Origin of the sequence: Caballeronia sp. NK8 (assembly GCF_018408855.1) — a bacterium.
GTDB lineage: Bacteria > Pseudomonadota > Gammaproteobacteria > Burkholderiales > Burkholderiaceae > Caballeronia.
In genome coordinates this window covers 2,042,440-2,066,228 of the sequence record NZ_AP024322.1, presented here as the reverse complement: position 1 = coordinate 2,066,228, position 23,789 = coordinate 2,042,440, and the positions used below count along the sequence as shown (strand labels likewise).

Genomic DNA, 23,789 nt, shown 5'->3' with positions numbered 1-23,789 from the left:
TGTTTCGATTGGCGCAGCGCTCAGGCCGGCTGCTTGTGCGGCGTCGCGACGATCGACGGCACCTTGCCGTGCTGCTTCGCGAGCAGCTCGCGATACAGCCCCGGACGATCGCGCAATTCCTGCGGCGAGCCGTCGTCGATGACCTTGCCCGCGCTCATCACGATGATGCGGTCGAAGTTCTGCAACGTCGACAGGCGGTGCGCAATCGCGATCACCGTGCGGCCGACCATCAGCCGGTCGAGCGCCTGCTGGATCGCTTCTTCCGATGCGCTGTCGAGCGCGGACGTGGCTTCGTCGAGCAGCAGGATGGGCGCGTTCTTCAGGATCGCGCGCGCAATCGCGATGCGCTGACGCTGGCCGCCCGAGAGCTTCACGCCACGGTCGCCGACGATCGTGTCGAAACCTTCCGGCATCGCTTCGATGAAGTCCGTGCAGCGCGCCTCGCGCGCGGCGGCGAGCACTTCCTCACGGCTCGCTTCCGGACGCCCGTAGGCGATGTTCTCGAACACGGTGCGGTGGAACAGCGAAATGTCCTGCGGCACCAGCGCAATCGCATGGCGCAGGCTGTCCTGCGTGATCGCGCCGATATCCTGGCCATCGATCCTGATGCTGCCTTTCTGCGTCTCGTAGAAGCGCTGCAGCAGCGCGAGCACGGTCGACTTGCCCGCGCCCGACTTGCCGATCAGCCCGACGCGCTGGCCCGGCTCGATATGCAGATGGAAGTTGTCGAGAATCGGGCGGCGGCGCGGATACGCGAACGTGACGTTTTCGAAATCGACGCGGCCGCCTTGCGGCACGAGTTCGGTCGCATCCGACCGGTCCGGCATGCCGTGCGGCTCCAGCAGTGTTTGCACGGCTTCGGCGAGACGCGCGACGTGCTGGGTCACATCGACGAGCGCGACCGCCAGATCGCGCGTGCCGTGCAGGATCGTGAAGCCGAGCGAGCTGACGAGCACGATATCGCCCGAAGTCGCGCGACCCTGCGACCACAGCCACAGCGCCCAGCCGAGCAGGCCGGCGGAGAGAATCGCCGTCACGACCGCGTGGAACAGGCGCAGCTTTTCGAGGTACAGCAGGCTTTGCTGGCGCGCGACCATTTCCGCCTTCACCGTCGAGCCGAAGCGCTTCTGCTCGCGGAAGGTCATGCCGAACGCGCGCACGAGCGCCATGTTGCCGATCACGTCGACGAGCTCGCCGTCGACTGAGGCGGCCTTCGACGCGAAGCTGTGATGCCGCGCCGAACCGCGCTTGGCCAGCCGGTAGAGGATCAGCGAGAGAATCACCGACGCGGTCATCAGGCCGGCGGCCATCAGCGGATTGACGGAGACGATCATCACGATCGCGCCCAGCACCGCGATGCACGGCGGCAGAACGTTCCACGCCATCACGTTCTCGGAGGTGTAGATCGCGTTCGAGGTCGCCGTGATCCGGCTTGCGAGCATGCCGGGCTGCTTCTCGGAGAAGTAGGTCGGCGAGTGGCCGGACAGATAGGAAAAGAGATCCTTGCGCAAGTCGCCCGTGACGATCACGAACACGTGTGCGCCGACCCAGCCGCCGACCCGCCATAGCAGGTTGTCGGCGGCGATCAGCCCGACAAGGATCATGAACGCGCCCCAGAGCGGGCCGGGATGTCCGCGGCCTTGCCCGAGCACATCGATCAGATGTTTGATCGCGTACTGCGAGGCGAGCGCGCAGCCGACTGCGGCGAACACGCTGAAGAGCACGATGGCATGCGCAACCGGATGCCGGCGGATATAGCGCAGCAGGAACGCGAGCGGGCGATGAGCGTAGCTCGAAAGCTTCGCATTGTGCGCGTTACGCTGGGAGACGGTGAGTTGGTCCAATGGTCTTTTTTGGTCGTAGAGCGGTTGAGCGTGTGTTGCGCCTTCGGGCAGTGCCATGCGCGGTATCGTCTGCGGCAACCGGCATGCGATGCGTCGCCCGATCCGGCGCGACTGACGTCAAGCGAGGCGACGCTGCGCCGTCTCCATCACGAATTGTAGCCAGTATCGCGATGAGGCAACGCGTCTTTGGGCACATGATGCTCGGCGCATGTGGCCGTCCGAACATCGCCCGGGGTAAAAATCGGGCCGTCGCTGGTGCCGGCTGGCTGCGAGCGCGCGGCTTACGGCATGGGCGCGCATTGTAAGCACATTGCGCAGTTTTTTGCGATGAAGCGCTCGCGGGCCCTGCGAGCGCGTCTGGTGTTGCGTCGCGGCAGCGATCTGAAAAGCACGCGTCGCGCCAGACATCGGGCCGGCGCTGATTTGCCGCCGTGAAGTGCGTGCTGCCGCCCGAGCGTCGCCGAAGCCCGTGCTCCAATGTAGAACAACCTTAATAAACAGGGGTTTGCAAAATGTATCCCGCGTGTAACAAGGTAAATAAGTTGAAATGACTACCGCTGCGACTCTGTAAAAAGCTCCATAATCCGCTCCGGGTTTGCCCCTAGGTCACCGACAGGTTTTTGCAAGTTCCCGTCAACCGCCAAAGCGCACGTGCGTTAATTGCTGGCGCGCGGCGATTTTCGAGATATGGAACCGCACTTGCTTGGTTCGAACGCCTGCGCGACAAACCGGTGATCGGGCGACCACGCTTTTTCACTCGAGCATCAGCACCAGCGCCGCGGCCCACGCGCCGCGGCAAGCTTCGCCCGAGCCGAGCGATTCGCTCCCCAACGTCAACATGACAGTAGTTCTTGCCTGACCTTTCATTAGGAGTTTCACGAACATGCGAATCGCTCAAATCGCGCCCCTCCACGAAGCTGTTCCGCCGAAGCTGTATGGCGGCACGGAACGCGTGGTGTCTTATCTGACCGAGGCACTCGTGGATGCTGGACACGACGTCACGCTCTTCGCGAGCGGTGATTCGCAAACGTCCGCGAAGCTCGAAGCATTCTGGCCGCAGGCGCTGCGCCTCGACCCGACCATCCGCGACACGATGGCGCCGCACATGCTGCTGCTCGAGGAAGTCCGCCGCCGCGCCGACGAGTTCGACGTGCTGCACTTCCATATCGATTACTACCCGTTCTCGCTGTTTGCGCGTCAGCCGGTGCCGTTCCTGACGACGATGCACGGCCGTCTCGATCTGCCCGAACTGCAGCCGATCTTCAGCACGTTCAGCGACGTGCCGGTCATTTCGATTTCGGACAACCAGCGTCAGCCGCTGCCGCAAGCGAACTGGCTGTCGACGGTCTATCACGGCCTGCCGGAAAACCTGCTCAAGCCGATCCCGAACGTCGAACCGGGTTATCTCGCGTTCCTTGGCCGCATCTCGCCGGAAAAGCGCGTCGATCGCGCCATCCGCATCGCGCAGGCCGCGGGCATGAAGATCAAGATCGCCGCGAAGCTCGACAAGGCCGACCGCGCGTACTACGAAGAAGAGATCAAGCCGCTCTTCGCGCTGCCGCACGTCGAGTACATCGGTGAAATCAGCGAAGCCGAAAAGACCGAGTTCCTCGGCAACGCGCACGCGCTGCTGTTCCCGATCGACTGGCCGGAGCCCTTCGGTCTCGTGATGATCGAAGCGATGGCCTGCGGCACGCCGGTAATCGCGTTCAATCGCGGCTCGGTGCCGGAAGTGATCGAAAACGGCGTGTCGGGCTTCGTCGTCGAAGATGAACTGAGCGCGATCGCCGCCGTGAAGCGTCTCGACACGCTGTCGCGCGCGAAGGTCCGCGCCGCGTTCGAAGCGCGCTTCTCGTCGAAGGTGATGGCGCGCAACTACGTCAGCGTGTACGAAGAGATGCTGCGCCAGAAGCGCCGCACGGTGCTGCGCGAAGTCAACGCAAGCTGAGCAAGTCTTGCCGCCTCGCGCGGCACAGGCTCCAAAACAACGCCCCGCGCGCCTCAAGGCGCGCGGGGCGTTGTCGTAATAGCACATACAGGCATGCCTTTCGCGCGGCAGACCGCGCTACGGTTGTGAAACCTCTGACGACATCCGTAATCTCCCTATAATGACCGGGCTTCGCAGTGCGCGAAGCGGCATGCATCGTTCGTGGACAGGAGTTTTTCCTTGGCAAGACCCAAGCAAATCAGCGCGAGCCCGGCACCGGGCGCCGGCACCGTGTTCGCCCTGCGGGCAATCGGGCTGGTGCTTGCGGCGCGGTGGGCGTTCTCCATGTCGCAGATGGGCTATCTGTCCTCGCTGCGCGGGATGACGTCGTCGCCGTGGGCCTGCGTGAATCTCGTCCTGATCTTTCTGCTCGTCGTGCTGCCGGGCGCGAAGGCGCGCATGGAGCGGCCGCTGCATCCGCTGCCGCAATGGCTGCGGCAGGCGCTGCGCCTGCTCGCGCTCCTGACCTTCGGTTTTGCGATGTTCTCGGTCGGCGCATTCGTCTGGAGCGCCGGCTGGCGGCGCTTCACGCAGGCGCTTGCCGAGACGAACGGATGGCTCGTCGTCGGGCCGGCGCTGTATGCGATCATCATGTGGATCTGCCGGCCGCGCGCGCTCTGGCGCACCAATGTCGCGGCGCGCCGTTTCGCGATCGGCCGCTATGCGATCTCGCTCGATCCTGTCACGCGCACGGCCGTGGTCTGGGCGGAAAGCCGCAAGCTCGGCCAGTACGATGCACGCGAACTGTCGCTGAAATGGCCGGCGCCGTCGCCGGAGATTTCGCCTTCCGCGACGATTCTCGCGCCCGCTACCGAGCCTGCCGGTCCGTCGATTCGCGCGAGCGGCGAAGTACGGCGCGGCGTGTTCGCGCGTCGGCCGAAAGTCGAATTGCTGTGGGACTCGCCCGCCGCGGCGGGGCACAATCGCACCACCGTGTTTCGCGCGCCGCTCGCCAGTGAAGGCGATCGCAATGCCGCGCGGGCGCTCGATGCCACGCTGCGGCAGGTCTGAATCGCCCGCATTCGCCGGACATCGTTAGCCTGAATTGCCGTACACGTCGTTCCGATCGCTTCAGGGAGGAAAGGATGCTGTTACGCTGGTTGCTGGCCGCGCTTCATCTGCTTGCTTTCGGTTTCGCGCTCGGTTCGGTGCTCGCGCGCGCCCGCGCGCTGCGGCGCCTCGATGCCGCGCAATCCATTCAGGCCAACGAACTGCGCCTGCGCGACGTGTTTCGCTCGGACAGCGTGTGGGGCATCACCGCGATCGTGCTGATCGTGACCGGCGTGACGCGCGCGTTCGGCGGCTTCGAGAAGGGCGGCGCGTACTATCTGCACGAGCCGCTTTTCCATCTGAAGATGACGGCGCTCGTCGTGATTCTGCTGATCGAGGTCTCGCCGATGCTGGCATTGATCCGCTGGCGCATCGCGCTCGCGCAGGGTGGACCGATCGATCTCACGCGCGCACGGCGCTTCGCGTGGATGAGCGATCTGGAAGCGGGACTCGTGATGGTGATGGTGATCGCCGCGAGCGGCATGGCGCGGGGCGTGTGGGCGTCTTAGATGCGCGGTGAGCGCGTGGCGACGCTGAAAATGAAAAAGGCCCAGGTCGTGAAACCTGGGCCTTTTGTTCTTCGGTGCTCGTCTTTACCAACACCAGAATCCTGGTGGGTAGTACTGGGATCGAACCAGTGACCCCTGCCGTGTGAAGGCAGTGCTCTACCGCTGAGCTAACCACCCGAAGAGAAGCAAGATTATGTCAGGCGTTTCGCATTTCGTAAAGGGCTTCTTAAAGCAAAACTCGAAAAATTATGCGGGAACGGCGTCGCCTTCTGCCGGGGCCGGTTCCGTGCGCCATACGCTCGTGCCCTTGACCGCCTTGTCGAGGCCGGTCAGCACGGCTTCGTGCGCCGCGAGTTCTTCCGCGCTGGCAGCGAGCACCGGCAGGTCGAGATCGTCGAACGCGATGCGCGACGTGGAAACCGAGCCCGACGCCTGCTGGTCGCCGAGCATGTCGATGACGAGGCTTTCCTGGCCGCGCGTCATCGCGAGATAGACTTCCGCGAGCAGCTCCGAGTCGAGCAGTGCGCCGTGCAGCGTGCGATGCGCGTTGCTGATGCCGAAGCGGTCGCACAGCGCATCGAGTGAATTGCGCTTGCCGGGGAACATCTGCTTGGCCTGCGCGAGCGAGTCGATCACGCCGCCGCATGTCTCCGAGACTTTCGGCAGCCCGAGTTGCGCGAACTCCATGTCGAGAAAGCCGACGTCGAAGGGCGCGTTATGGATGATCAGCTCTGCGCCGGCGATGAAGTCGCGCAGTTGCGCGGCGATCTCCGCGAACTTCGGTTTGTCGCTCAGGAATTCGGTGGTGAGGCCGTGCACCGCGAGCGCGCCGGGATCGCTGTCGCGCCCGGGGTTCACGTAGAGGTGCAGGTTATTGCCGGTCAGCCGGCGATTCACCAGCTCGACGCAGCCGATTTCGATGATCCGGTCGCCCGTTCTCGCGTTCAGGCCGGTGGTTTCGGTGTCCAGTATCAGTTGGCGCATAGATGGCGTGTAAGTTGATTAGCTGTCCGCGAGCGAGGTCACGCCACGATTGGCGAGCGCATCGGCGCGTTCGTTCTCGGGATGGCCGGCGTGGCCCTTGACCCAGCGCCATTCGATCTCATGCTGCGCGACGAGCGCGTCGAGCCGCTTCCAGAGATCGGCGTTCTTGACCGGCGTCTTCGCGGCCGTCATCCAGTTCTTTTTCTTCCAGCCGTGGATCCATTCGCTGATGCCTTTCTGCACATACTGCGAATCGGTGTGGATGATCGCGTGGCACGGGCGCTTCAGGGCTTCGAGCGCCGAGATCACGGCCATCAGTTCCATGCGGTTGTTGGTCGTTGCGGGCTCGCCGCCGAACAGTTCCTTTTCCAGCGAGCCGAAACGGAGCAGGGCGCCCCAGCCGCCAGGGCCGGGATTGCCTTTGCAGGCGCCGTCCGTGTAGATGTCGATTATCTTGTTCGATGCGGATTCTTGAGTCATCAATGCTCGTTGCGAGTCTCGTTGCGCGTGTGCGGAGCGGCGACCGGCGCGAGGCCGGCCGAGAGCGCGGTTTTCTTCAGCTTGCGGGGACCGATGAGACGCATGCCGCGCACGCGCTTCACCGCCGTGATCATGTACGCCGCGCCGAAGATGGGCCACCAGCGGTCGCCGGCGGCTTCCATGAATTCATAGCGCTGCAGCCATTTGTCGGTGACGAGCGGCGGACGATAACAGCCGAAGCGCCCGCGTTCAAGATCGAACCCGAGCAGCTTGATCCAGTCCTTGATGCGCGTGAACGCGATCATCTCGTGCGCCGCCGGCACGAACGGCCGTCCCGCCACCTTGCCGAGCGATTGCCGCGCGCCCCACAGGCTCAGCGAATTGAAGCCGAGGATGATCAGCTGCCCCTCGGGCACCAGCACGCGCTCGGCCTCGCGCAGGAGCCGGTGCGGATCCGGCGAGAATTCGAGTGTATGCGGCAGCACGAGCAGATCGACGCTCTGCGCTTCGAACGGCAGGTCGAGCAAGTCGCACCATACGGTGGTGCGGCCATCGGGCGCGCTCGCGGCGGGCAGCGCGCTCACGCCGGGCGTGGTGGAGCGCGGCGGCGCGTAGGGCGCGCTCGATGCGCTTTCGGCGTCCAGCACGAGCGCACGGCCGGTCATGCGATTTTCGCGCAGCGCGTCGAGCTGCGGCATGCCGAGCTGCAGCGCGTGATAGCCGAAGATGTCGGACACCACGTGATCGAGCTGCGCCTGCTCCCAGTCGAGCACGTAGCGGCCGGGCGCCGAGCTCGTCCAGGTGGGCCAGTCTATAATCGGTCGGTCAGACATGTTCGAATAGCCGCATAGAAGATCGCCATGAATTCGCTTGCCAAGAATTTGCCTGCTCAGAATGCACTCGAATACGTGCCGGTTCCGGCGTTCGAGGACAACTACATCTGGCTCGTGTCGGACTCGCGCGATGCGGTCGTAGTCGACCCCGGCGATGCCGCGCCCGTCGAGGCCTATCTCGCGAGCCGCGGTTGGCGACTGACCGCTATTTTACTCACGCACCACCATCAGGACCATGTCGGCGGCGTGAAAGCGCTCCTCGATAGCCGAACGGCAGAGGGTGGCATTCCTGTCTACGGCCCGGTGGGCGAGCGTATCGAGCATCTGACCCAGCGTGTCACGGGCGGCGACACGGTCCGCATCGCGCACCCGGCGCTCGAACTCAGCGTGATCGACGTGCCTGGTCATACGGCCGGTCACATCGCGTATTTCCAGGCGGGCGGCCAGAATGGCACGCCGCATCTCTTTTGCGGCGACACGCTGTTCGCAAGCGGCTGCGGCCGTCTCTTCGAAGGCACGCCGCAGCAGATGCTGAACTCGCTCGATTCGCTCGCCGCGCTGCCCGAAACCACGCAGGTTCATTGCGCACACGAGTACACGCTGTCGAACATCAGATTCGCGCGCGCATGCGAACCGGACAACGCCGCGTTGCTGCGCTGGAGCGACGACGCGCAGGCGCTGCGCGCCGCGGGCAAGCCGACTTTGCCGACCACCATCGGCCACGAAAAAGCGGTGAATCCGTTTCTGCGCGCGGACATTCCCGCGATTCAGGCGACACTTTCGTCACAGTTCGGCACGCCGGTTTCGGACCGCCTGGAAGCGTTTCGCATGATGCGCGGCTGGAAGGATAAGTTCCGCTAACCGAGAACTATTAAGGGCAACTTCATCCGAAACGTTGGAATCGCTGTTAGATACAGGATTTTGCAGGGGTTTTGCGCGCATTCTTATTGACGTCTTAAGTGCTGTTCCGTACTATCGGCTGCAAAATTCCAAGCATCATTTTTTGGAAGCCGACGTTCCATGCGACTAACTCTTAGCGCGCTGTCCGTCCTGATGCTCGCCGCCTGTGCGAGCCAGGGACCCACAGCGTCCGATCCTATTTCATCAGCCACTTCCACCGGTTCGCAGCAACAAGTCGCCGACACGATTCGCCGCACCGCAGCAGCCAAGGAGACCATCGACGTCGACAAGACGCCGGTGACTTCGCTCGCGGGCTCGTCCGATCTCTGGAACCGCATTCGTGGTGGTTTCCAGATTCCCGACCTGCAAAGCGATCTCGTCGACATGCAGGTGAACTGGTACGCCCAGCGCCCCGACTATGTCGAGCGCATGACCACGCGCTCGCAAAAGTACCTGTATCACATCGTCGAGGAACTGGAGCAGCGTCACATGCCGACCGAACTGGCGCTCCTGCCGTTCATCGAGTCGGCCTACAGTCCGCAGGCGCTTTCGGTGGCGAAGGCCGCCGGCATGTGGCAGTTCATGCCCGGCACCGGCCGCGACTACAAGCTCAGACAGAACATGTGGCAGGACGAGCGTCGCGACGTGCTCGCGTCGACGAGCGCCGCGCTCGACTATCTCTCGCGCCTGCACGACATGTTCGGCGACTGGCATCTCGCGCTCGCCGCGTACAACTGGGGCGAGGGCAACGTGCAGCGGGCCATCGCGCGCAACGAGGCGGCGGGCTTGCCCACCGACTACGAAAACCTGCGCATGCCCAACGAGACGCGCAACTACGTGCCCAAACTGCAGGCGGTCAAGAACATCGTGAGCAACCCGCAAATGTACGGGCTCGCGCTGCCGGACATCCCGAATCACCCGTATTTCGTGACGGTCACGACTGCGCGCGACATCGACGTGACGATGGCCGCGAAGCTCGCCGGCATGAGCGTGGAGGAATTCCGCTCGCTGAATCCGTCGTTCGCGAAGCCGGTGATTCTCGGCGCAACGAATCCGCAGATCCTGCTGCCGTTCGACAACGCGGCATCGTTCCAGCGCAATCTGTCTTCGTACACGGGCGCGCTGTCGTCGTGGACCACGTACACCGTGACCGAGCGCTCGCGCCCGGCGGCGATCGCCGAAAAAATCGGCGTCGACGCGGACACGCTGATGTCGGTCAACCGCATTCCGGCGGGGATGCGTCTAAAGCCCGGATCGACGATCGTCGTGCCGCGCACCGATGACGACGACGAAGACATCAGCGCCGACGTCGCCGAAAACGCGATGCTCGCCATCGAGCGCGACGTGCCCGACACGCGCAGGCTCGTGATTCGCGTGCGCCGCAAGCAGGCCGTCACGACGCTGGCGGACCGCTACAACCTGTCGGCGGCGCAAGTGCGCTCGTGGAACCGCACGCGCGGCGACATGTTCATGCCGGGGCAGGTGGTCGTTCTGCACGTGCCTTATGGCCGCCCGGTGCCGGCCGAACCGGGGCCGGTGCGCGTGGAGACGGTGGCGGCGTCCAGCCGCTCGTCGGGCGGCGTGTCGAAGATCGGCACGCGCGTGCCGGAGGCCAAGCCCGCGCGCGGCGGCAAGACGAGCGCGCACGCATCATCGGGGAAGGTGTCGAAAGTGTCGGCTTCGACGGCGTCGCAGGCGGCGAAGCCTGCCGCCACGGCCAAGGTCGCGAAACCGGCGGCCACCACGAAAACCGCCAAGAAGAAGTAAGCGCAGGTCTTTCGCTCGAGACGCAAATCCACGCCGTCACCAAGGTGACGGCGTGTTTTTTGGTGCGTCCGCTACACTGGCGTTCCAGAAGAATCGAAGAATCGCCCGCTCCGCATGTCGTCCTCCGTTCGTCTCCGCGTCTTTTTTCTCTTCGCCGCCGGTTACTTCGTCTCGTACGTGTTCCGGGGCGTCAATCTCGGCTTCGCGCCGCTCATCACACACGATCTCGGTTTGTCGGCGGCGGATCTCGGTCTGCTGACGTCGCTGTACTTCATCGGCTTCGCGCTGGCGCAGATTCCTGTCGGCGTGTTGCTCGATCACTTCGGCCCGCGCCGCGTGACCGCCAGCATGCTGATTTTCGCGGCGGCGGGCATCTGGGTGTTCGGCGCGTCGCACGGGCTCGCGGGACTGATGATCGGCCGGCTGCTGATCGGCGTCGGCGTGTCGGTGTGTCTGAGCGCGGCGTTCAAGGCGTCGGCGCAGCATTTCGCGCTCGCGCGTCTGCCGCTCGTCAATGGATTGACGATGGCGGTGGGCGGGCTGGGCGGCGTCGCGGTGGGATCGCCGCTCGCGTCCCTGCTGCATGTGGCGACCTGGCGCCAGGTGTGCGTGGGGCTCGGCGTATTCACGCTCGTCGTGGCTGCGGCGATCGTTTTGTTCGCGCCGCGCAAGGCGGAAACCGACCCGCATCATCGGGCGGACGTCGTCACGCAGTTCAAGGGCACGTGGCTCATCCTCAAGAGCGGCGTGTTCTGGAAGATCGCCTCGTTTTCCGTCGTTACGCAGGGCGTTTTTTACGCGATGCAATCGCTATGGATTCGCCCCTATTTGCTCGATGTGATGAATCTCGCGCCCGCGCATGCCGCGGCGCTCGTGTCGGTGCTCGGCTTCGCGATGATGTTCGGCTGCGTCGGCTTCGGCGCGGCGGCGCGCGGGATGGAGCGGCGCGGCGTGTCGGTGTACGCGTTTTGCGGAACCGGCATGGTGCTGTTTGTCGCCACGCAACTGCTGATGGTGCTGCGCGTGCCGTTGCCACCGTCGGCGCTGATCACGGCATACGGGATTTTCGGCGGCACGGGAATTCTGAGCTACGCGGTCGCGGCGGAGTACTTTCCGTCGCAGATGATCGGACGCGCGCATACCACGCTCACGCTCGTGATCTTCCTGCTGATCTTCGGCTTCCAGGTAGGCGTCGGCGGGATGCTGTCGCTGTGGCCATCGGAGGGCGGTCGCTATCCCGTGTCGGCGCATCTCACGGTGTGGATCGTGCTCATCGCACTGCAGGTCGCAAGCGCGGTCTGGTACGTATTCCCGAGCCGCGTGCTGCACAAGATCGATCGCGACGTGGAACGCGCGGCGCCGTGACCGGCAGGGCGCAACCCGTCAGGCGACTGCAAGCGGACAGTTCCCAAATCTGGCGGATGTGGCGTTTTCACGCTATAATTCGAAGGTTTGAGCATATCAACCCGCACCCTAGCGCCTACCTCCCATTCACCGTCGTTCGCTGCGCACGAAATGCGCGCCGCATGCCGCCGTCCGCCTGCTTGAATCCTCCGTTGTCACGCACGAGCGTGCCGGTTCGAGCCGCGATGCGCGCCCCGCGAGCCGCCGCTTTCGTTGCCAAGGAAACCCTCGTTCTTCGAACGACGGGAAGCCAAGCCTGAATTTCGGACAGACAGGTCGGTAACAGGGTGTTCCCCAAGGAGCTTCCCGTGTTGCCGTCATTTTCCCCCGCACTACTCGCACTTGCCGACGGCACGGTCTTTCGTGGTCAATCGATCGGCGCACCCGGTTCGACGATCGGCGAAGTGGTGTTCAACACCGCCATCACCGGTTATCAGGAAATCCTGACGGATCCGAGCTACGCCCGCCAGATCGTCACGCTGACCTATCCGCACATCGGCAATTACGGCGTGAATGCCGAAGATGTCGAAGCCACCAAAGTCCATGCCGCCGGTCTCATCATTCGCGATCTGCCGGTGCTCGCCTCCAATTTCCGTTCCGAGCAGTCGCTCTCCGATTATCTGAAGGCGCAAGGCGTCGTCGCGATCGCGGGCATCGACACCCGCAAACTCACGCGCATCCTGCGCGAGAAGGGCGCGCAGAACGGCTGCCTTCTCGGCGGCAGCGACGACGAAGCGAAGGCGCTCGGCCTCGCGCGCTCGTTCCCGGGTCTCGCGGGCATGGACCTCGCGAAGGTCGTGTCGACGGAAAAGAACTACGAGTGGACGCAGACCGAATGGCGTCTGGGCAGCGGCTACGGCAAGCAGGAAGCGCCGAAGTTCCGCGTCGTCGCGTTCGATTACGGCGTCAAGTTCAACATCCTGCGCATGCTCGCCGAGCGCGGCTGCCACGTGACCGTGCTGCCCGCGCAAGCCACCGCCGCTGAGGCGCTCGCGCTCAATCCGGACGGCATCTTCCTGTCGAACGGCCCGGGCGATCCGGAACCGTGCGACTACGCGATTCGCGCGACGCGCGAGTTCATCGAGCGCGGCATTCCGACCTTCGGCATCTGCCTCGGCCATCAGATCATGGGTCTCGCTGTCGGCGCGAAGACGATGAAGATGAAAACCGGCCACCATGGCGCAAACCATCCGGTGAAGGACATGGAAGACGGCCGCGTGGTGATCACGTCGCAGAACCATGGCTTCGCGGTCGATGCCGCCACGCTGCCCGCCAACGCCAAGGTCACGCACGTCTCGCTCTTCGACGGCACGCTGCAAGGCTTCGCGCTCACGGACAAGCCCGCGTTCTGTTTCCAGGGCCACCCGGAAGCGTCGCCCGGCCCGCACGACATCGCGTATCTGTTCGACCGCTTCATCAGGCTGATGGAGTCGGCGAAGGTCGCCGCTTAAAGCCACAGAACAGATCACAGCAAAATATTCATCGAGAGCAGTTATGCCGAAGCGCACAGACATCAAGAGCATCCTCATCATCGGCGCGGGCCCGATCATCATCGGCCAGGCGTGCGAGTTCGATTATTCGGGCGCGCAGGCCTGCAAGGCGCTGCGTGAGGAAGGCTACAAGGTCATCCTCGTCAACAGCAATCCGGCGACGATCATGACCGACCCGAACACGGCCGACGTCACCTACATCGAGCCGATCTCGTGGGAAGTGGTCGAGCGCATCATCGCGAAGGAGCGCCCGGACGCGATCCTGCCGACCATGGGCGGACAGACCGCGCTCAATTGCGCGCTCGACCTGTTCCATCACGGCGTGCTGGAGAAGTACAAGGTCGAGCTGATCGGCGCATCGCCGGAAGCGATCGACAAGGCGGAAGACCGCCAGAAGTTCAAGGACGCGATGACGAAGATCGGCCTCGGTTCGGCCAAGTCGGGCATCGCGCATTCGATGGAAGAAGCGCTCACGGTTCAGGCGCAGATCGCGGAAGCCACCGGCAGCGGCGGCTATCCGACCGTGATTCGTCCGTCGTTCACGCTGGGCGGCTCGGGCGGCGGCATCGCGTACAACAAGGAAGAGTTCGAGGAAATCTGCCGTCGCGGTCTCGATCTTTCGCCGACGCGCGAACTGCTGATCGAAGAATCGCTGCTCGGCTGGAAAGAGTACGAGATGGAAGTGGTCCGCGATAAAAAGGACAACTGCATCATCGTCTGCTCGATCGAAAACCTCGACCCGATGGGCGTGCACACCGGCGACTCCATCACGGTCGCGCCCGCGCAGACGCTCACCGACAAGGAATATCAGATCCTGCGTAACGCGTCGCTCGCGGTGCTGCGCGAGATCGGCGTGGATACGGGCGGCTCGAACGTGCAGTTCGCGATCAATCCGAAGGACGGCCGCATGGTCGTCATCGAGATGAATCCGCGCGTGTCGCGCTCGTCGGCGCTGGCGTCGAAGGCAACCGGCTTCCCGATCGCGAAGGTCGCCGCGAAGCTCGCGTGCGGCTACACGCTCGACGAACTCAAGAACGAAATCACGGGCGGCCAGACGCCGGCATCGTTCGAACCGACGATCGACTACGTCGTCACGAAGGTGCCGCGCTTCGCATTCGAAAAATTCCGCGAAGCCGATTCGCGCCTGACCACGCAGATGAAGTCCGTCGGCGAAGTGATGGCGATGGGCCGCACGTTCCAGGAATCGTTCCAGAAGGCGCTGCGCGGTCTGGAAGTGGGCGTCGACGGTCTGGATGAAAAGACCGCGAGCCGCGACGAAGTCATCCGCGAAATCGGCGAGCCGGGTCCGGACCGCATCTGGTATCTCGGCGATGCCTTCCGTCTCGGCCTCACGATGGAAGAGATCTTCGAAGAGACGTCGATCGATCCGTGGTTCCTCGCGCAGATCGAACAGATCATCCTGAAGGAAAAGGCGCTCGAAGGCCGCACGCTGGAAAGCCTGACACGCGACGAACTGCTGTATCTGAAGAAGAGCGGTTTCTCGGATCGGCGCCTCGCGAAGCTCACGGGTTCGAAGCAGGACGACGTGCGCAAGAAGCGCCATGAACTGAAGGTGCGCCCGGTCTACAAGCGCGTCGACACGTGCGCGGCCGAGTTCGCAACCAAGACCGCCTACATGTACTCGACCTACGAGGAAGAGTGCGAAGCGAACCCGACGGACAAGAAGAAGATCATGGTGCTGGGCGGCGGCCCGAACCGGATCGGACAGGGCATCGAGTTCGACTATTGCTGCGTGCATGCCGCGCTCGCGATGCGCGAGGACGGCTATGAAACCATCATGGTCAACTGCAACCCCGAGACCGTTTCGACCGACTACGACACGTCCGATCGTCTGTACTTCGAATCGCTGACGCTGGAAGACGTGCTCGAAATCGTCGATCTCGAGAAGCCGGTCGGCGTGATCGTGCAGTACGGCGGCCAGACGCCGCTCAAGCTCGCGCTCGATCTCGAAGCGAACGGTGTGCCGATCATCGGAACGTCGCCGGACATGATCGACGCCGCCGAAGACCGCGAGCGCTTCCAGAAGCTGCTCAAGGATCTCGACCTGCGCCAGCCGCCGAATCGTACCGCGCGCGCGGAAGACGAAGCGCTGAAGCTCGCGGACGAAATCGGCTATCCGCTCGTCGTGCGTCCGTCGTACGTGCTGGGCGGCCGCGCGATGGAAATCGTCCACGAGCCGCGCGATCTCGAACGCTACATGCGCGAGGCCGTGAAGGTCTCGAACGACTCGCCGGTGCTGCTCGACCGCTTCCTGAACGACGCGATCGAATGCGACGTCGACTGCATCTCCGATGGCGACGACGTGTTCATCGGGGGCGTGATGGAGCACATCGAGCAGGCGGGCGTGCACTCGGGCGATTCGGCCTGCTCGCTGCCGCCGTACTCGCTGTCGAAGGAAACCGTCGACGAACTGAAGCGACAAACTGCCGCAATGGCGAAAGCGCTGAACGTGATCGGCCTGATGAACGTGCAGTTCGCGATCCAGCAGGTTCCGCAGGACGACGGCTCGAAGAAGGATGTCATCTACGTGCTGGAAGTGAATCCGCGCGCATCGCGCACGGTGCCGTACGTGTCGAAGGCGACGGGCCTGCCGCTCGCGAAGATCGCCGCGCGCGCGATGGTCGGTCAGAAACTCGTGCAGCAGGGCGTCACGAAGGAAGTGATTCCGCCGTACTTCAGCGTGAAGGAAGCCGTGTTCCCGTTCGTCAAGTTCCCGGCGGTCGATCCGGTGCTCGGACCGGAAATGCGTTCGACCGGCGAAGTGATGGGCGTGGGCCGCACGTTCGGCGAAGCGCTCTTCAAGTCGCAGCTCGCGGCCGGTTCGCGCCTGCCGGAATCGGGCACGGTGCTGCTGACGGTGATGGATGCCGACAAACCGAAGGCCGTCGAAGTCGCGCAGATGCTGCACGAGCTCGGCTACCCGATCGTCGCGACCAAGGGCACGGCGGCTGCCATCGCCGCCGCCGGCGTGCCGGTGAAGGTCGTGAACAAGGTGAAGGACGGCCGCCCGCACATCGTCGACATGATCAAGAACGGCGAGATCGCGCTGGTCTTCACGACCGTCGACGAAACGCGCGCGGCGATCGCCGATTCGCGCTCGATCCGCATGAGCGCGCAGGCCAACAAGGTCACGTACTACACGACCATGTCCGGCGCGCGCGCGGCGGTCGAAGGGCTGCGTTATATGAGCGATTTGGAAGTCTATGATTTACAAGGCTTGCATGCTCGCCTAAACTAAGGCTTCGATTACCAGTCTAAGTATCACGAGCCGCGGTTAAGCGGCGTCTCCTTTGATCGGGAGATGCGCTTAACCGCGGTAATTTTTTTGACGAAATTGTTTGTGAGTGGTCTATGAGCACGATTCCTTTGACGAAGCGCGGCGCGGAGTTGCTGCGCGACGAATTGCAACGCCTGAAGGCCGTGGAGCGTCCGGCGGTCATCACTGCGATCGCGGAGGCGCGCGCGCAAGGCGACTTGTCGGAAAACGCGGAATACGATGCCGCGAAGGAAAAGCAGGGATTCATCGAGGGCCGCATCGCGGAAATCGAGTCGAAGCTCGCCGCCGCGCAAGTGATCGACCCGACGCAGGTCGAGGCCGAAGGCCGCGTGGTATTCGGCGCGACGGTCGAACTGGAAGATCTGGAGTCGGGCAACACGGTCACGTATCAGATCGTCGGCGATGACGAAGCGAATATCGATCACGGCCTCATTTCGGTGAGCTCGCCGATCGCGCGCGCGCTCATCGCGAAGTCCGAAGGCGACGTGGCGTCGGTGCAGGCACCGAGCGGCGCGCGCGAATACGAAATCATCGCGGTTCGCTACGTCTGATGGAGCACAAGCTCTTTCGCATCATCAGCATGGTCTGGGTCGGCAGTTTGCTGACCCTCGGCCTCATTGCCGCGCCGGTGCTCTTTTCGTTGCTCGACCGTACTTCGGCGGGCTCGGTGGCGGCGCAGCTCTTCCGGATCGAGGCGATCATCGGCGTGATCAGCGCGCTCGTGCTGATCGTGATCAGCAATCGCTTCGTGAAAAGCGGCATCGTCGATTACAAGCGCGTGCGGTGGATCGTCGCGGCGATGCTCGTATGCGTGCTGATCGGCTACTTCGCTTTGCAGCCTTTCATGAACTCGTTGCGCATGGCCGCGCAGGAAGCGGGCACCGATCTCGCGAGTTCGCCGTATGCAAAGCAGTTCGGCATTCTGCACGGCATTTCGAGTGCGATCTATCTGGTCGAATGCCTGTTTGGCGTTGCGCTGGTGTGGCGTTTGCCGGGCGCGGCCCCGGTGAAGATCGTGCCGAAGGGCAAATCGGCCAAGGTGGCAGCGAAGCGGGCGCGAAGCTGAATCGCGCCGGGTTCAGGAGGGCGCGTGGTCTCATCGGAAACGCACGCGCCGTTCGATCATTTCGCGGCCTGATGCTGGCGCTTCGAACTGGTCTGACGCTTCTTCGCGCGCTTCACGTTGCCGCCGGCCGTCACGCGTTCATTACCCAGCACTTTCAACGTCTGCTTTTTCGGCTTTTTGAAGGCGGGGCCGTCGCGCGTGATTTTCACTGCCTTGACGACGCGCGGCGCACGGCCTTTTGCCGAGCGGTCGTCGGCGACTTCGCCAGCGCTCGGCGGCATCGTGCTGCGCGTACGGGTGGCGCGGCTCTTCGGCGCGGCGCCTTCCGGCCTCCAGATCACGAGCAGTTTGCCGATATGCTGAATGGGCGCCGCGTTCAGGCGATCGCAGATTTCGTCGTAGATCCCGACGCGCGTCTCGCGTTCGTCGCCGAACACGCGGACCTTGATGAGCTGGTGCGCTTCGAGGTGCACGTTGATCTCTTTGAGCACGGCATCGGTCAGACCCTCCGCGCCGACGAGCACGACGGGCTTGAGCGCATGGGCCTGGGAGCGCAGATCGGCGCGTTCGGCGGGGGAGAGTTCAATAGCTGGCATGAGGAATTCGGGACTCGACTAAAATGTGGGCGGCATCAGGACACCGGGCACGCTCGCGAGGCGGTTCGAACACGCTGCGATTCGTGGCGCATCGATCGCGCCACCGCCCATCAGAAACAGAACAGGCCGGATGCCGGGTTTCGGCGCGCGCAAGCGCCCGAGGACCGGTCCGGCCGACAAGACGCGTATTATCCGCTAAAAGCCTCGCACGAGGCAGCAAAATACGCACCGGGCGCGCCGCTCGTCACGATCGGGCGCGTCACATGAGCTCAGTTTGAATGGCAAAGAACCGTTTTAATCAATCGTGGTTGCATGACCACATCAACGATCCCTACGTGAAGATGGCGCAGCGCGAGGGCTACCGCGCGCGCGCCGCATACAAGCTGAAGGAGATCGACGAGCAGGACAAGCTCATCAAGCCCGGGCAGGTGATCGTCGATCTCGGCTCGACGCCCGGCAGCTGGAGCCAGTACGCGCGCAACAAGCTTGCGCAAGGCACGAAGCGCGACGCCGAGCGCGAGGGCGGCATCGACGGCACGATCATCGCGCTGGATATTCTGCCGATGGAGCCGATTGCGGACGTCACGTTCATTCAGGGCGACTTCCGCGAGGACACTGTCCTCGCGCAACTCGATGAAATAGTTGGCGAGCGGCAAGTAGACCTTGTAATTTCAGACATGGCCCCCAACCTGTCCGGAGTAGCGAGTGCGGATGCCGCGCGCATCGAACATCTCTGCGATCTGGCGCTGGAGTTTGCGCAGAACCACCTGAAACCGGAGGGTGCGCTTCTGGTCAAATGTTTTCATGGCAGCGGATATAGTCAGATCGTCGAGAAATTCAAGCACCAGTTCAAAGTGGTGGCGCCGCGCAAGCCCAAGGCTTCTCGCGACAAATCGTCGGAGACTTTTATCCTCGGGCGGCGGCTGAAGCGTCCGAACTGAACGGCCCGCTCAAGCGATTCGGCGAAAATCGGCGATATTTGCGCGGATTATGCCGAAAAAGGCCTCGCTACTGCTATTTGTGCGGTAGATAAACCTTATGGCAGGGGTTAGCGGTCTGGATTAGAATGCTTTCGTGGCGTCGCAAGGTTTATGTAGGCGCCCGTCTATGAGTGAGGAGTGGTGCTTTGAACAACAATATGTTCTCTAAAGCGGCAGTGTGGCTCGTGATCGCACTGGTGCTGTTTACGGTGTTCAAGCAGTTCGATAAGCCCCGCGTCCAGGAAGGTGTGTCCTATTCGCAGTTCATGGACGACGCGAAGAGCGGCAAGGTCAAGAATGTCACCGTTCAAGGGCGCAATCTGACGGTCACTCCGGCAGACGGCCAGAAGTATCAGATCGTGTCGCCCGGCGACATCTGGATGGTCGGCGATCTGATGAAATACGGCGTTCAGGTCAGCGGCAAGGCTGACGATGAACCGAACGCGCTCGTCTCCGCGCTGTACTACCTCGGACCGACGATCCTGATCATCGGCTTCTGGTTCTACATGATGAGGCAGATGCAGGGAGGCGGCAAAGGCGGGGCGTTTTCGTTCGGCAAGTCGCGAGCGCGGCTGATCGACGAGAACAACAACGCGATCAATTTCACCGACGTCGCGGGCTGCGACGAGGCCAAGGAAGAGGTGTCGGAACTGGTGGACTTCCTGCGCGATCCGCAGAAGTTCCAGAAGCTCGGCGGGCGAATTCCACGCGGTGTGCTGCTGGTCGGTCCTCCGGGTACGGGTAAGACGCTGCTGGCTCGCGCCATTGCGGGCGAGGCGAAGGTGCCGTTCTTCAGCATCTCGGGTTCTGACTTCGTGGAAATGTTCGTCGGCGTGGGCGCGGCCCGTGTGCGCGACATGTTCGAGCAGGCCAAGAAGCACGCGCCGTGTATCGTGTTCATCGACGAAATCGACGCGGTCGGTCGTCATCGTGGCGCCGGCATGGGCGGCGGCAACGACGAGCGCGAGCAGACGCTGAACCAGATGCTGGTCGAAATGGACGGCTTCGAGGCGAACTCGGGCGTCATCGTGATCGCAGCGACGAACCGTTCCGACGTGCTGGACAAGGCGCTGCTGCGTCCGGGCCGCTTCGACCGTCAGGTGTACGTCGGTCTGCCGGATATCCGCGGCCGCGAGCACATCATGAAGGTTCACCTGCGCAAGGTGCCGATCTCAAACGACGTCGATGCATCGGTCATCGCGCGCGGTACGCCGGGGTTCTCGGGTGCGGATCTGGCGAACCTCGTCAACGAAGCGGCGCTGTTCGCGGCGCGTCGTGGCAAGCGTATCGTCGAGATGCAGGATTTCGAGGACGCGAAGGACAAGATCTTCATGGGTCCGGAGCGCAAGTCGGCTGTGATGCGCGAAGAAGAGCGCCGCAACACGGCGTACCACGAGTCCGGTCACGCCGTGGTGGCGAAGCTTCTGCCGCATGCTGATCCGGTTCACAAGGTCACCATCATGCCGCGCGGCTGGGCGCTGGGCGTCACCTGGCAGTTGCCGGAGCACGACCGCGTGAACCTGTATCGCGACAAGATGCTGGAAGAGATCGCGATCCTGTTCGGCGGCCGCGCAGCGGAGGAAGTGTTCCTGAATTCGATGTCGACGGGTGCGTCGAACGACTTCGAGCGCGCGACCAAGATGGCGCGTGACATGGTGACGCGCTACGGCATGTCGGACGTGCTCGGCACGATGGTCTACGTCGATACCGAAGACAACGGCATGTTCGGGAAGATGGGCGCGAAGTCGGTATCGGAAGCCACGCAGCAGAAGGTCGACACGGAAATCCGTCGGATTCTCGATGAGCAATACGCGCTCGCCCGCAAGCTGCTGGAGGACAACCGCGTCAGAGTCGAGGCGATGACCAAGGCGCTGCTCGAATGGGAAACCATCGATGCGGACCAGATCAGCGACATCATGGCGGATCGTCCGCCGCGTCCGCCGAAGAATCTGCCGCCGCCTTCCGGCGACACGCCATCGGGCGGCAGCAGCGGCACCGAGGTCAAGCCGGGCAACGCGCCGGCAGCGGCCTGAGTCGTCTGCAGGAGTTCATGGGCCGGTGTGCATAGCACGCCGGCCCATTTTCCATTTCCGGCCGTCGTTTTAATCGGGCGCTGAGCGTGGCGCCGATTGCGTCCGGTCACCACTTTGTATCGTTCGACTCGCTTGACCACACCGACCTCATCCCCGCTCTCAGCCGCACCGCTCCAGTGCGGGCGCTTTACGCTGACCTTCGAACGCCCGCTCGTGATGGGCATCCTCAATGTCACGCCGGATTCGTTCTCGGACGGCGGCCGTTTCCTTTCACGCGACGCCGCGCTCGCACGTGCTCACCAGTTGCTCGCTGACGGCGCCGACATGATCGACATCGGTGGCGAATCCACGCGTCCCGGCGCGCCGCCCGTGCCGCTCGACGAGGAGCTGGAACGCGTCGTGCCGATCGTCGAGGCGCTGCGCGCCGTGCAGGTGCCGATTTCCGTCGATACCTACAAGCCGGCCGTGATGCGCGCTGCCCTCGACGCAGGCGCGGACATGATCAACGATATCTGGGGTTTGCGTCAGGAAGGCGCGCTCGATGCCGTGAAGGGCAGCGACTGCGGACTATGCGTGATGCACATGCTCGGCGAACCCCGCACGATGCAGCTTCACGAGCCGGTGTACGAAAATGTCGTCGCCGATGTGCGCGATTTCTTCGCGGAACGCGTCGCCGCACTTGGTCAGGCCGGCATCCCGGCGGCGCGCGTCAGTCTCGATCCGGGCTACGGCTTTGGCAAGACGGTCGAGCATAATTACGCGCTGCTCGCGCATCTTGCCGCCACGCTGCCCGCCGGGACGCAGTTCCCGTTGCTGGCGGGCATGTCGCGCAAATCGATGCTCGGCGCCGTTACCGGGCGCGGTGCGGCCGAGCGGCTCGCGGCGAGCGTCGCCGCTGCGCTGTGCGCGGCGGAGCGGGGCGCGGCGATCATCCGCGTGCACGATGTCGCGGAGACCGTCGATGCGCTGAAGGTCTGGCAGGCCACAAAAGATGCTGCCCTAAGTGGGCATCATTGAAGCTGGCCACATTCATCAGGAATCAGGCGCAGGCGCACTCGCCGATATAAATCTCAACTAAAGTCGCGGACCGAAAACAGGCGCCGTATGTTCGCGAGGAGGGTCAGGCAATAATGGCACGTCAATATTTTGGAACGGACGGCATCCGCGGGCGCGTAGGCGTCGCGCCGATCACGCCGGATTTCGTACTCAAGCTCGGCTACGCGGCCGGCAAGGTGCTCGCGGGCGCGGATCGCGCGCAGCAAAAGAAGGGCAATCGCCCGACGGTGCTGATCGGCAAGGACACGCGCGTGTCCGGCTATATGCTGGAAGCAGCGCTGGAGTCGGGCTTTTCGGCGGCGGGCGTCGACGTGATGCTCGCCGGCCCGATGCCGACGCCGGGCGTCGCCTATCTGACCCGCGCGCTGCGGCTCTCGGCGGGCGTCGTGATCAGCGCGTCGCACAATCCGTACAACGACAACGGCATCAAGTTCTTCTCCGCCGACGGCAACAAGCTGCCCGACGAAGTCGAGCTCGAAATCGAGCGCCAGCTCGAGCAGCCGATGGAATGCGCGCCGTCCGAGCGTCTCGGCAAGGCGCGGCGTCTCGACGACGCGGGCGGCCGCTACATCGAATTCTGCAAGAGCACGTTTCCCGCGAGCTTCGACCTGCGTGGCCTGAAGCTCGTGGTCGACTGCGCGCACGGCGCCGCGTATGACGTCGCGCCGCACGTTTTCCATGAGCTCGGCGCGGAAGTCGTGCCGATCGGCGTGTCGCCGAACGGCTTCAACATCAACGACGGCGTCGGCGCGACCGCCCCGGACGCGCTCGTGCGCGCGGTGCTGGAGCACAACGCGGATATCGGCATCGCGCTCGATGGCGACGCGGACCGTTTGCAGATCGTCGATTCGGCCGGCCGCCTCTACAACGGCGACGAACTGCTCTACGTGCTGGTCAAGGACCGCATCGCAACCGACGGCAAGGTGGCGGGCGCGGTCGGCACGCTGATGACCAACATGGCCGTCGAGGTCGCGTTGAAGGAGGCGGGCGTGCAGTTCGTGCGCGCGGCCGTCGGCGACCGCTACGTGCTCGAAAAACTGCGTGAGAACGGCTGGCAACTGGGCGCGGAAGGCTCGGGCCATATCCTGTCGCTCGATCGTCATTCGACCGGCGACGGCATCGTGTCGGCGCTGCTCGTGCTGGCGGCGATCCAGCGCAGCGGCAAATCGCTCTCCAAACTGCTCGATGGCGTGAGCCTGTTCCCGCAAAAACTCATCAACGTCCGTATGAACGCGGGCGCGAACTGGAAAAGCAGCGACGCGATTCGTCGCGCGGTCGAGCAAGCCGAGCGTTCCCTCGAATCGCACGGCCGGGTCTTGATTCGCGCGTCGGGCACTGAACCGGTCCTGCGCGTGATGGTGGAAGCGTCGGCGCAGCAGGACGCGGTTCGATACGCGGAAACGATTGCGCAGGTCGTGAAGGAGGCGACTTCGTAGGCGTTTACTGAAAGTCGTCACATTTCGCTAAAAGCGGGCTTCGGCCCGCTTTTTTTATTTCCTTCAAGGGCTTGAC

At 63.6% G+C, this 23,789-nt stretch carries 20 protein-coding genes and 1 tRNA gene; 14 read left to right on the top strand and 7 right to left on the bottom strand.

Going from position 1 to position 23,789, the window contains the following annotated elements:
* Positions 1 to 20: 20 nt before the first annotated feature.
* On the bottom strand, positions 21 to 1,901 hold the full coding sequence (locus tag NK8_RS09855; protein WP_225936156.1) for an ABC transporter ATP-binding protein: 1,881 nt from the start codon (positions 1,899 to 1,901) through the stop codon (positions 21 to 23).
* A 696-nt stretch (positions 1,902 to 2,597) separates the two neighbouring features.
* Positions 2,598 to 2,729, bottom strand: coding sequence for a hypothetical protein (locus NK8_RS43375; protein ID WP_286202774.1), 132 nt, complete (start codon positions 2,727 to 2,729; stop codon positions 2,598 to 2,600).
* On the opposite strand from NK8_RS43375, the gene NK8_RS09850 reads away from it, so the two are divergent.
* The 3 genes from NK8_RS09850 (at position 2,728) to NK8_RS09840 (ending at position 5,390) form a co-directional block, all read left to right on the top strand.
* Entirely contained in the window at positions 2,728 to 3,792 is a 1,065-nt protein-coding gene (locus tag NK8_RS09850; RefSeq protein ID WP_061179069.1) for a glycosyltransferase family 4 protein, read from the top strand. The two genes, NK8_RS43375 and NK8_RS09850, sit on opposite strands and share 2 nt — an antisense overlap.
* Before the next feature lie 219 nt (positions 3,793 to 4,011).
* The gene (locus NK8_RS09845) at positions 4,012 to 4,842 is read left to right on the top strand and encodes a hypothetical protein (RefSeq protein ID WP_213226199.1); all 831 of its coding nucleotides are present in this window, start codon (positions 4,012 to 4,014) and stop codon (positions 4,840 to 4,842) included.
* 74 nt (positions 4,843 to 4,916) lie between these two features.
* The gene (locus NK8_RS09840) at positions 4,917 to 5,390 is read left to right on the top strand and encodes a DUF2214 family protein (protein WP_174258000.1); all 474 of its coding nucleotides are present in this window, start codon (positions 4,917 to 4,919) and stop codon (positions 5,388 to 5,390) included.
* 102 nt (positions 5,391 to 5,492) lie between these two features.
* On the opposite strand, the gene NK8_RS09835 is transcribed toward NK8_RS09840, so the two are convergent.
* The 4 genes from NK8_RS09835 to NK8_RS09820 all read right to left on the bottom strand — a co-directional run bounded on the left by NK8_RS09835 (position 5,493) and on the right by NK8_RS09820 (position 7,687).
* Positions 5,493 to 5,567: transfer RNA gene (locus NK8_RS09835), tRNA-Val, on the bottom strand.
* Positions 5,568 to 5,636: 69 nt separating this feature from the next.
* Positions 5,637 to 6,374 (bottom strand): DNA polymerase III subunit epsilon, encoded by a 738-nt coding sequence (dnaQ, locus tag NK8_RS09830; protein ID WP_213226198.1) that lies wholly within the window; start codon positions 6,372 to 6,374, stop codon positions 5,637 to 5,639.
* An 18-nt stretch (positions 6,375 to 6,392) separates the two neighbouring features.
* A complete protein-coding gene (rnhA, locus tag NK8_RS09825) occupies positions 6,393 to 6,854 on the bottom strand; it encodes a ribonuclease HI (RefSeq protein WP_061179065.1) in 462 nt (153 codons plus the stop codon).
* Positions 6,854 to 7,687: a class I SAM-dependent methyltransferase gene (locus NK8_RS09820; protein ID WP_213226197.1), complete on the bottom strand. Its 834-nt coding sequence runs from the start codon at positions 7,685 to 7,687 to the stop codon at positions 6,854 to 6,856. Before NK8_RS09820 ends, rnhA begins: the two co-directional genes overlap by 1 nt.
* Before the next feature lie 27 nt (positions 7,688 to 7,714).
* Between NK8_RS09820 and gloB the strand changes: the two genes are divergently transcribed.
* The 7 genes from gloB to NK8_RS09785 all read left to right on the top strand — a co-directional run bounded on the left by gloB (position 7,715) and on the right by NK8_RS09785 (position 17,612).
* Positions 7,715 to 8,548, top strand: coding sequence for a hydroxyacylglutathione hydrolase (gene gloB / locus NK8_RS09815; protein WP_213226196.1), 834 nt, complete (start codon positions 7,715 to 7,717; stop codon positions 8,546 to 8,548).
* A 159-nt stretch (positions 8,549 to 8,707) separates the two neighbouring features.
* The gene (locus NK8_RS09810) at positions 8,708 to 10,354 is read left to right on the top strand and encodes a transglycosylase SLT domain-containing protein (protein WP_213226195.1); all 1,647 of its coding nucleotides are present in this window, start codon (positions 8,708 to 8,710) and stop codon (positions 10,352 to 10,354) included.
* Positions 10,355 to 10,468: 114 nt separating this feature from the next.
* Positions 10,469 to 11,719 (top strand): nitrate/nitrite transporter, encoded by a 1,251-nt coding sequence (locus tag NK8_RS09805; protein ID WP_213226194.1) that lies wholly within the window; start codon positions 10,469 to 10,471, stop codon positions 11,717 to 11,719.
* 347 nt (positions 11,720 to 12,066) lie between these two features.
* Positions 12,067 to 13,209: a glutamine-hydrolyzing carbamoyl-phosphate synthase small subunit gene (carA, locus tag NK8_RS09800; RefSeq protein WP_213226193.1), complete on the top strand. Its 1,143-nt coding sequence runs from the start codon at positions 12,067 to 12,069 to the stop codon at positions 13,207 to 13,209.
* 43 nt (positions 13,210 to 13,252) lie between these two features.
* The gene (gene carB / locus NK8_RS09795; RefSeq protein ID WP_213226192.1) at positions 13,253 to 16,507 is read left to right on the top strand and encodes a carbamoyl-phosphate synthase large subunit; all 3,255 of its coding nucleotides are present in this window, start codon (positions 13,253 to 13,255) and stop codon (positions 16,505 to 16,507) included.
* A 113-nt stretch (positions 16,508 to 16,620) separates the two neighbouring features.
* Entirely contained in the window at positions 16,621 to 17,097 is a 477-nt protein-coding gene (gene greA / locus NK8_RS09790; protein ID WP_061123967.1) for a transcription elongation factor GreA, read from the top strand.
* Entirely contained in the window at positions 17,097 to 17,612 is a 516-nt protein-coding gene (locus NK8_RS09785) for a DUF4149 domain-containing protein (RefSeq protein WP_213226191.1), read from the top strand. The genes greA and NK8_RS09785 overlap by 1 nt, the downstream gene beginning before the upstream one ends.
* Before the next feature lie 56 nt (positions 17,613 to 17,668).
* On the opposite strand, the gene NK8_RS09780 is transcribed toward NK8_RS09785, so the two are convergent.
* Positions 17,669 to 18,208, bottom strand: coding sequence for a YhbY family RNA-binding protein (locus NK8_RS09780; protein ID WP_213226190.1), 540 nt, complete (start codon positions 18,206 to 18,208; stop codon positions 17,669 to 17,671).
* Between the two features lie 278 nt (positions 18,209 to 18,486).
* Between NK8_RS09780 and NK8_RS09775 the strand changes: the two genes are divergently transcribed.
* The 4 genes from NK8_RS09775 (at position 18,487) to glmM (ending at position 23,713) form a co-directional block, all read left to right on the top strand.
* Positions 18,487 to 19,149 carry an RlmE family RNA methyltransferase gene (locus NK8_RS09775; RefSeq protein WP_213226189.1) on the top strand — a complete coding sequence of 221 codons (663 nt, stop codon included), beginning with the start codon at positions 18,487 to 18,489 and terminating at the stop codon, positions 19,147 to 19,149.
* A 185-nt stretch (positions 19,150 to 19,334) separates the two neighbouring features.
* Entirely contained in the window at positions 19,335 to 21,221 is a 1,887-nt protein-coding gene (gene ftsH / locus NK8_RS09770) for an ATP-dependent zinc metalloprotease FtsH (RefSeq protein WP_213226188.1), read from the top strand.
* A 216-nt stretch (positions 21,222 to 21,437) separates the two neighbouring features.
* Positions 21,438 to 22,238, top strand: a complete 801-nt coding sequence (gene folP / locus NK8_RS09765; RefSeq protein WP_213228590.1) for a dihydropteroate synthase — start codon at positions 21,438 to 21,440, stop codon at positions 22,236 to 22,238.
* Positions 22,239 to 22,351: 113 nt separating this feature from the next.
* Positions 22,352 to 23,713 carry a phosphoglucosamine mutase gene (glmM, locus tag NK8_RS09760; protein ID WP_162066016.1) on the top strand — a complete coding sequence of 454 codons (1,362 nt, stop codon included), beginning with the start codon at positions 22,352 to 22,354 and terminating at the stop codon, positions 23,711 to 23,713.
* Positions 23,714 to 23,789: the final 76 nt, after the last annotated feature.

What these genes read in the sequence shown, in the direction of transcription:
- dnaQ (WP_213226198.1), bottom strand. Translation starts at nt 6,374, where the DNA reads ATGCGCCAACTGATACTGGACACCGAAACCACCGGCCTGAACGCGAGA.
- NK8_RS09785 (WP_213226191.1), top strand. Translation starts at nt 17,097, where the DNA reads ATGGAGCACAAGCTCTTTCGCATCATCAGCATGGTCTGGGTCGGCAGT.
- folP (WP_213228590.1), top strand. Translation starts at nt 21,438, where the DNA reads ATGGGCATCCTCAATGTCACGCCGGATTCGTTCTCGGACGGCGGCCGT.
- NK8_RS09810 (WP_213226195.1), top strand. Translation starts at nt 8,708, where the DNA reads ATGCGACTAACTCTTAGCGCGCTGTCCGTCCTGATGCTCGCCGCCTGT.
- NK8_RS09780 (WP_213226190.1), bottom strand. Translation starts at nt 18,208, where the DNA reads ATGCCAGCTATTGAACTCTCCCCCGCCGAACGCGCCGATCTGCGCTCC.
- greA (WP_061123967.1), top strand. Translation starts at nt 16,621, where the DNA reads ATGAGCACGATTCCTTTGACGAAGCGCGGCGCGGAGTTGCTGCGCGAC.
- NK8_RS09850 (WP_061179069.1), top strand. Translation starts at nt 2,728, where the DNA reads ATGCGAATCGCTCAAATCGCGCCCCTCCACGAAGCTGTTCCGCCGAAG.
- gloB (WP_213226196.1), top strand. Translation starts at nt 7,715, where the DNA reads ATGAATTCGCTTGCCAAGAATTTGCCTGCTCAGAATGCACTCGAATAC.
- NK8_RS43375 (WP_286202774.1), bottom strand. Translation starts at nt 2,729, where the DNA reads ATGTTCGTGAAACTCCTAATGAAAGGTCAGGCAAGAACTACTGTCATG.
- carB (WP_213226192.1), top strand. Translation starts at nt 13,253, where the DNA reads ATGCCGAAGCGCACAGACATCAAGAGCATCCTCATCATCGGCGCGGGC.
- glmM (WP_162066016.1), top strand. Translation starts at nt 22,352, where the DNA reads ATGGCACGTCAATATTTTGGAACGGACGGCATCCGCGGGCGCGTAGGC.
- NK8_RS09855 (WP_225936156.1), bottom strand. Translation starts at nt 1,901, where the DNA reads ATGGCACTGCCCGAAGGCGCAACACACGCTCAACCGCTCTACGACCAA.
- NK8_RS09775 (WP_213226189.1), top strand. Translation starts at nt 18,487, where the DNA reads ATGGCAAAGAACCGTTTTAATCAATCGTGGTTGCATGACCACATCAAC.
- NK8_RS09840 (WP_174258000.1), top strand. Translation starts at nt 4,917, where the DNA reads ATGCTGTTACGCTGGTTGCTGGCCGCGCTTCATCTGCTTGCTTTCGGT.
- rnhA (WP_061179065.1), bottom strand. Translation starts at nt 6,854, where the DNA reads ATGACTCAAGAATCCGCATCGAACAAGATAATCGACATCTACACGGAC.
- NK8_RS09820 (WP_213226197.1), bottom strand. Translation starts at nt 7,687, where the DNA reads ATGTCTGACCGACCGATTATAGACTGGCCCACCTGGACGAGCTCGGCG.
- NK8_RS09805 (WP_213226194.1), top strand. Translation starts at nt 10,469, where the DNA reads ATGTCGTCCTCCGTTCGTCTCCGCGTCTTTTTTCTCTTCGCCGCCGGT.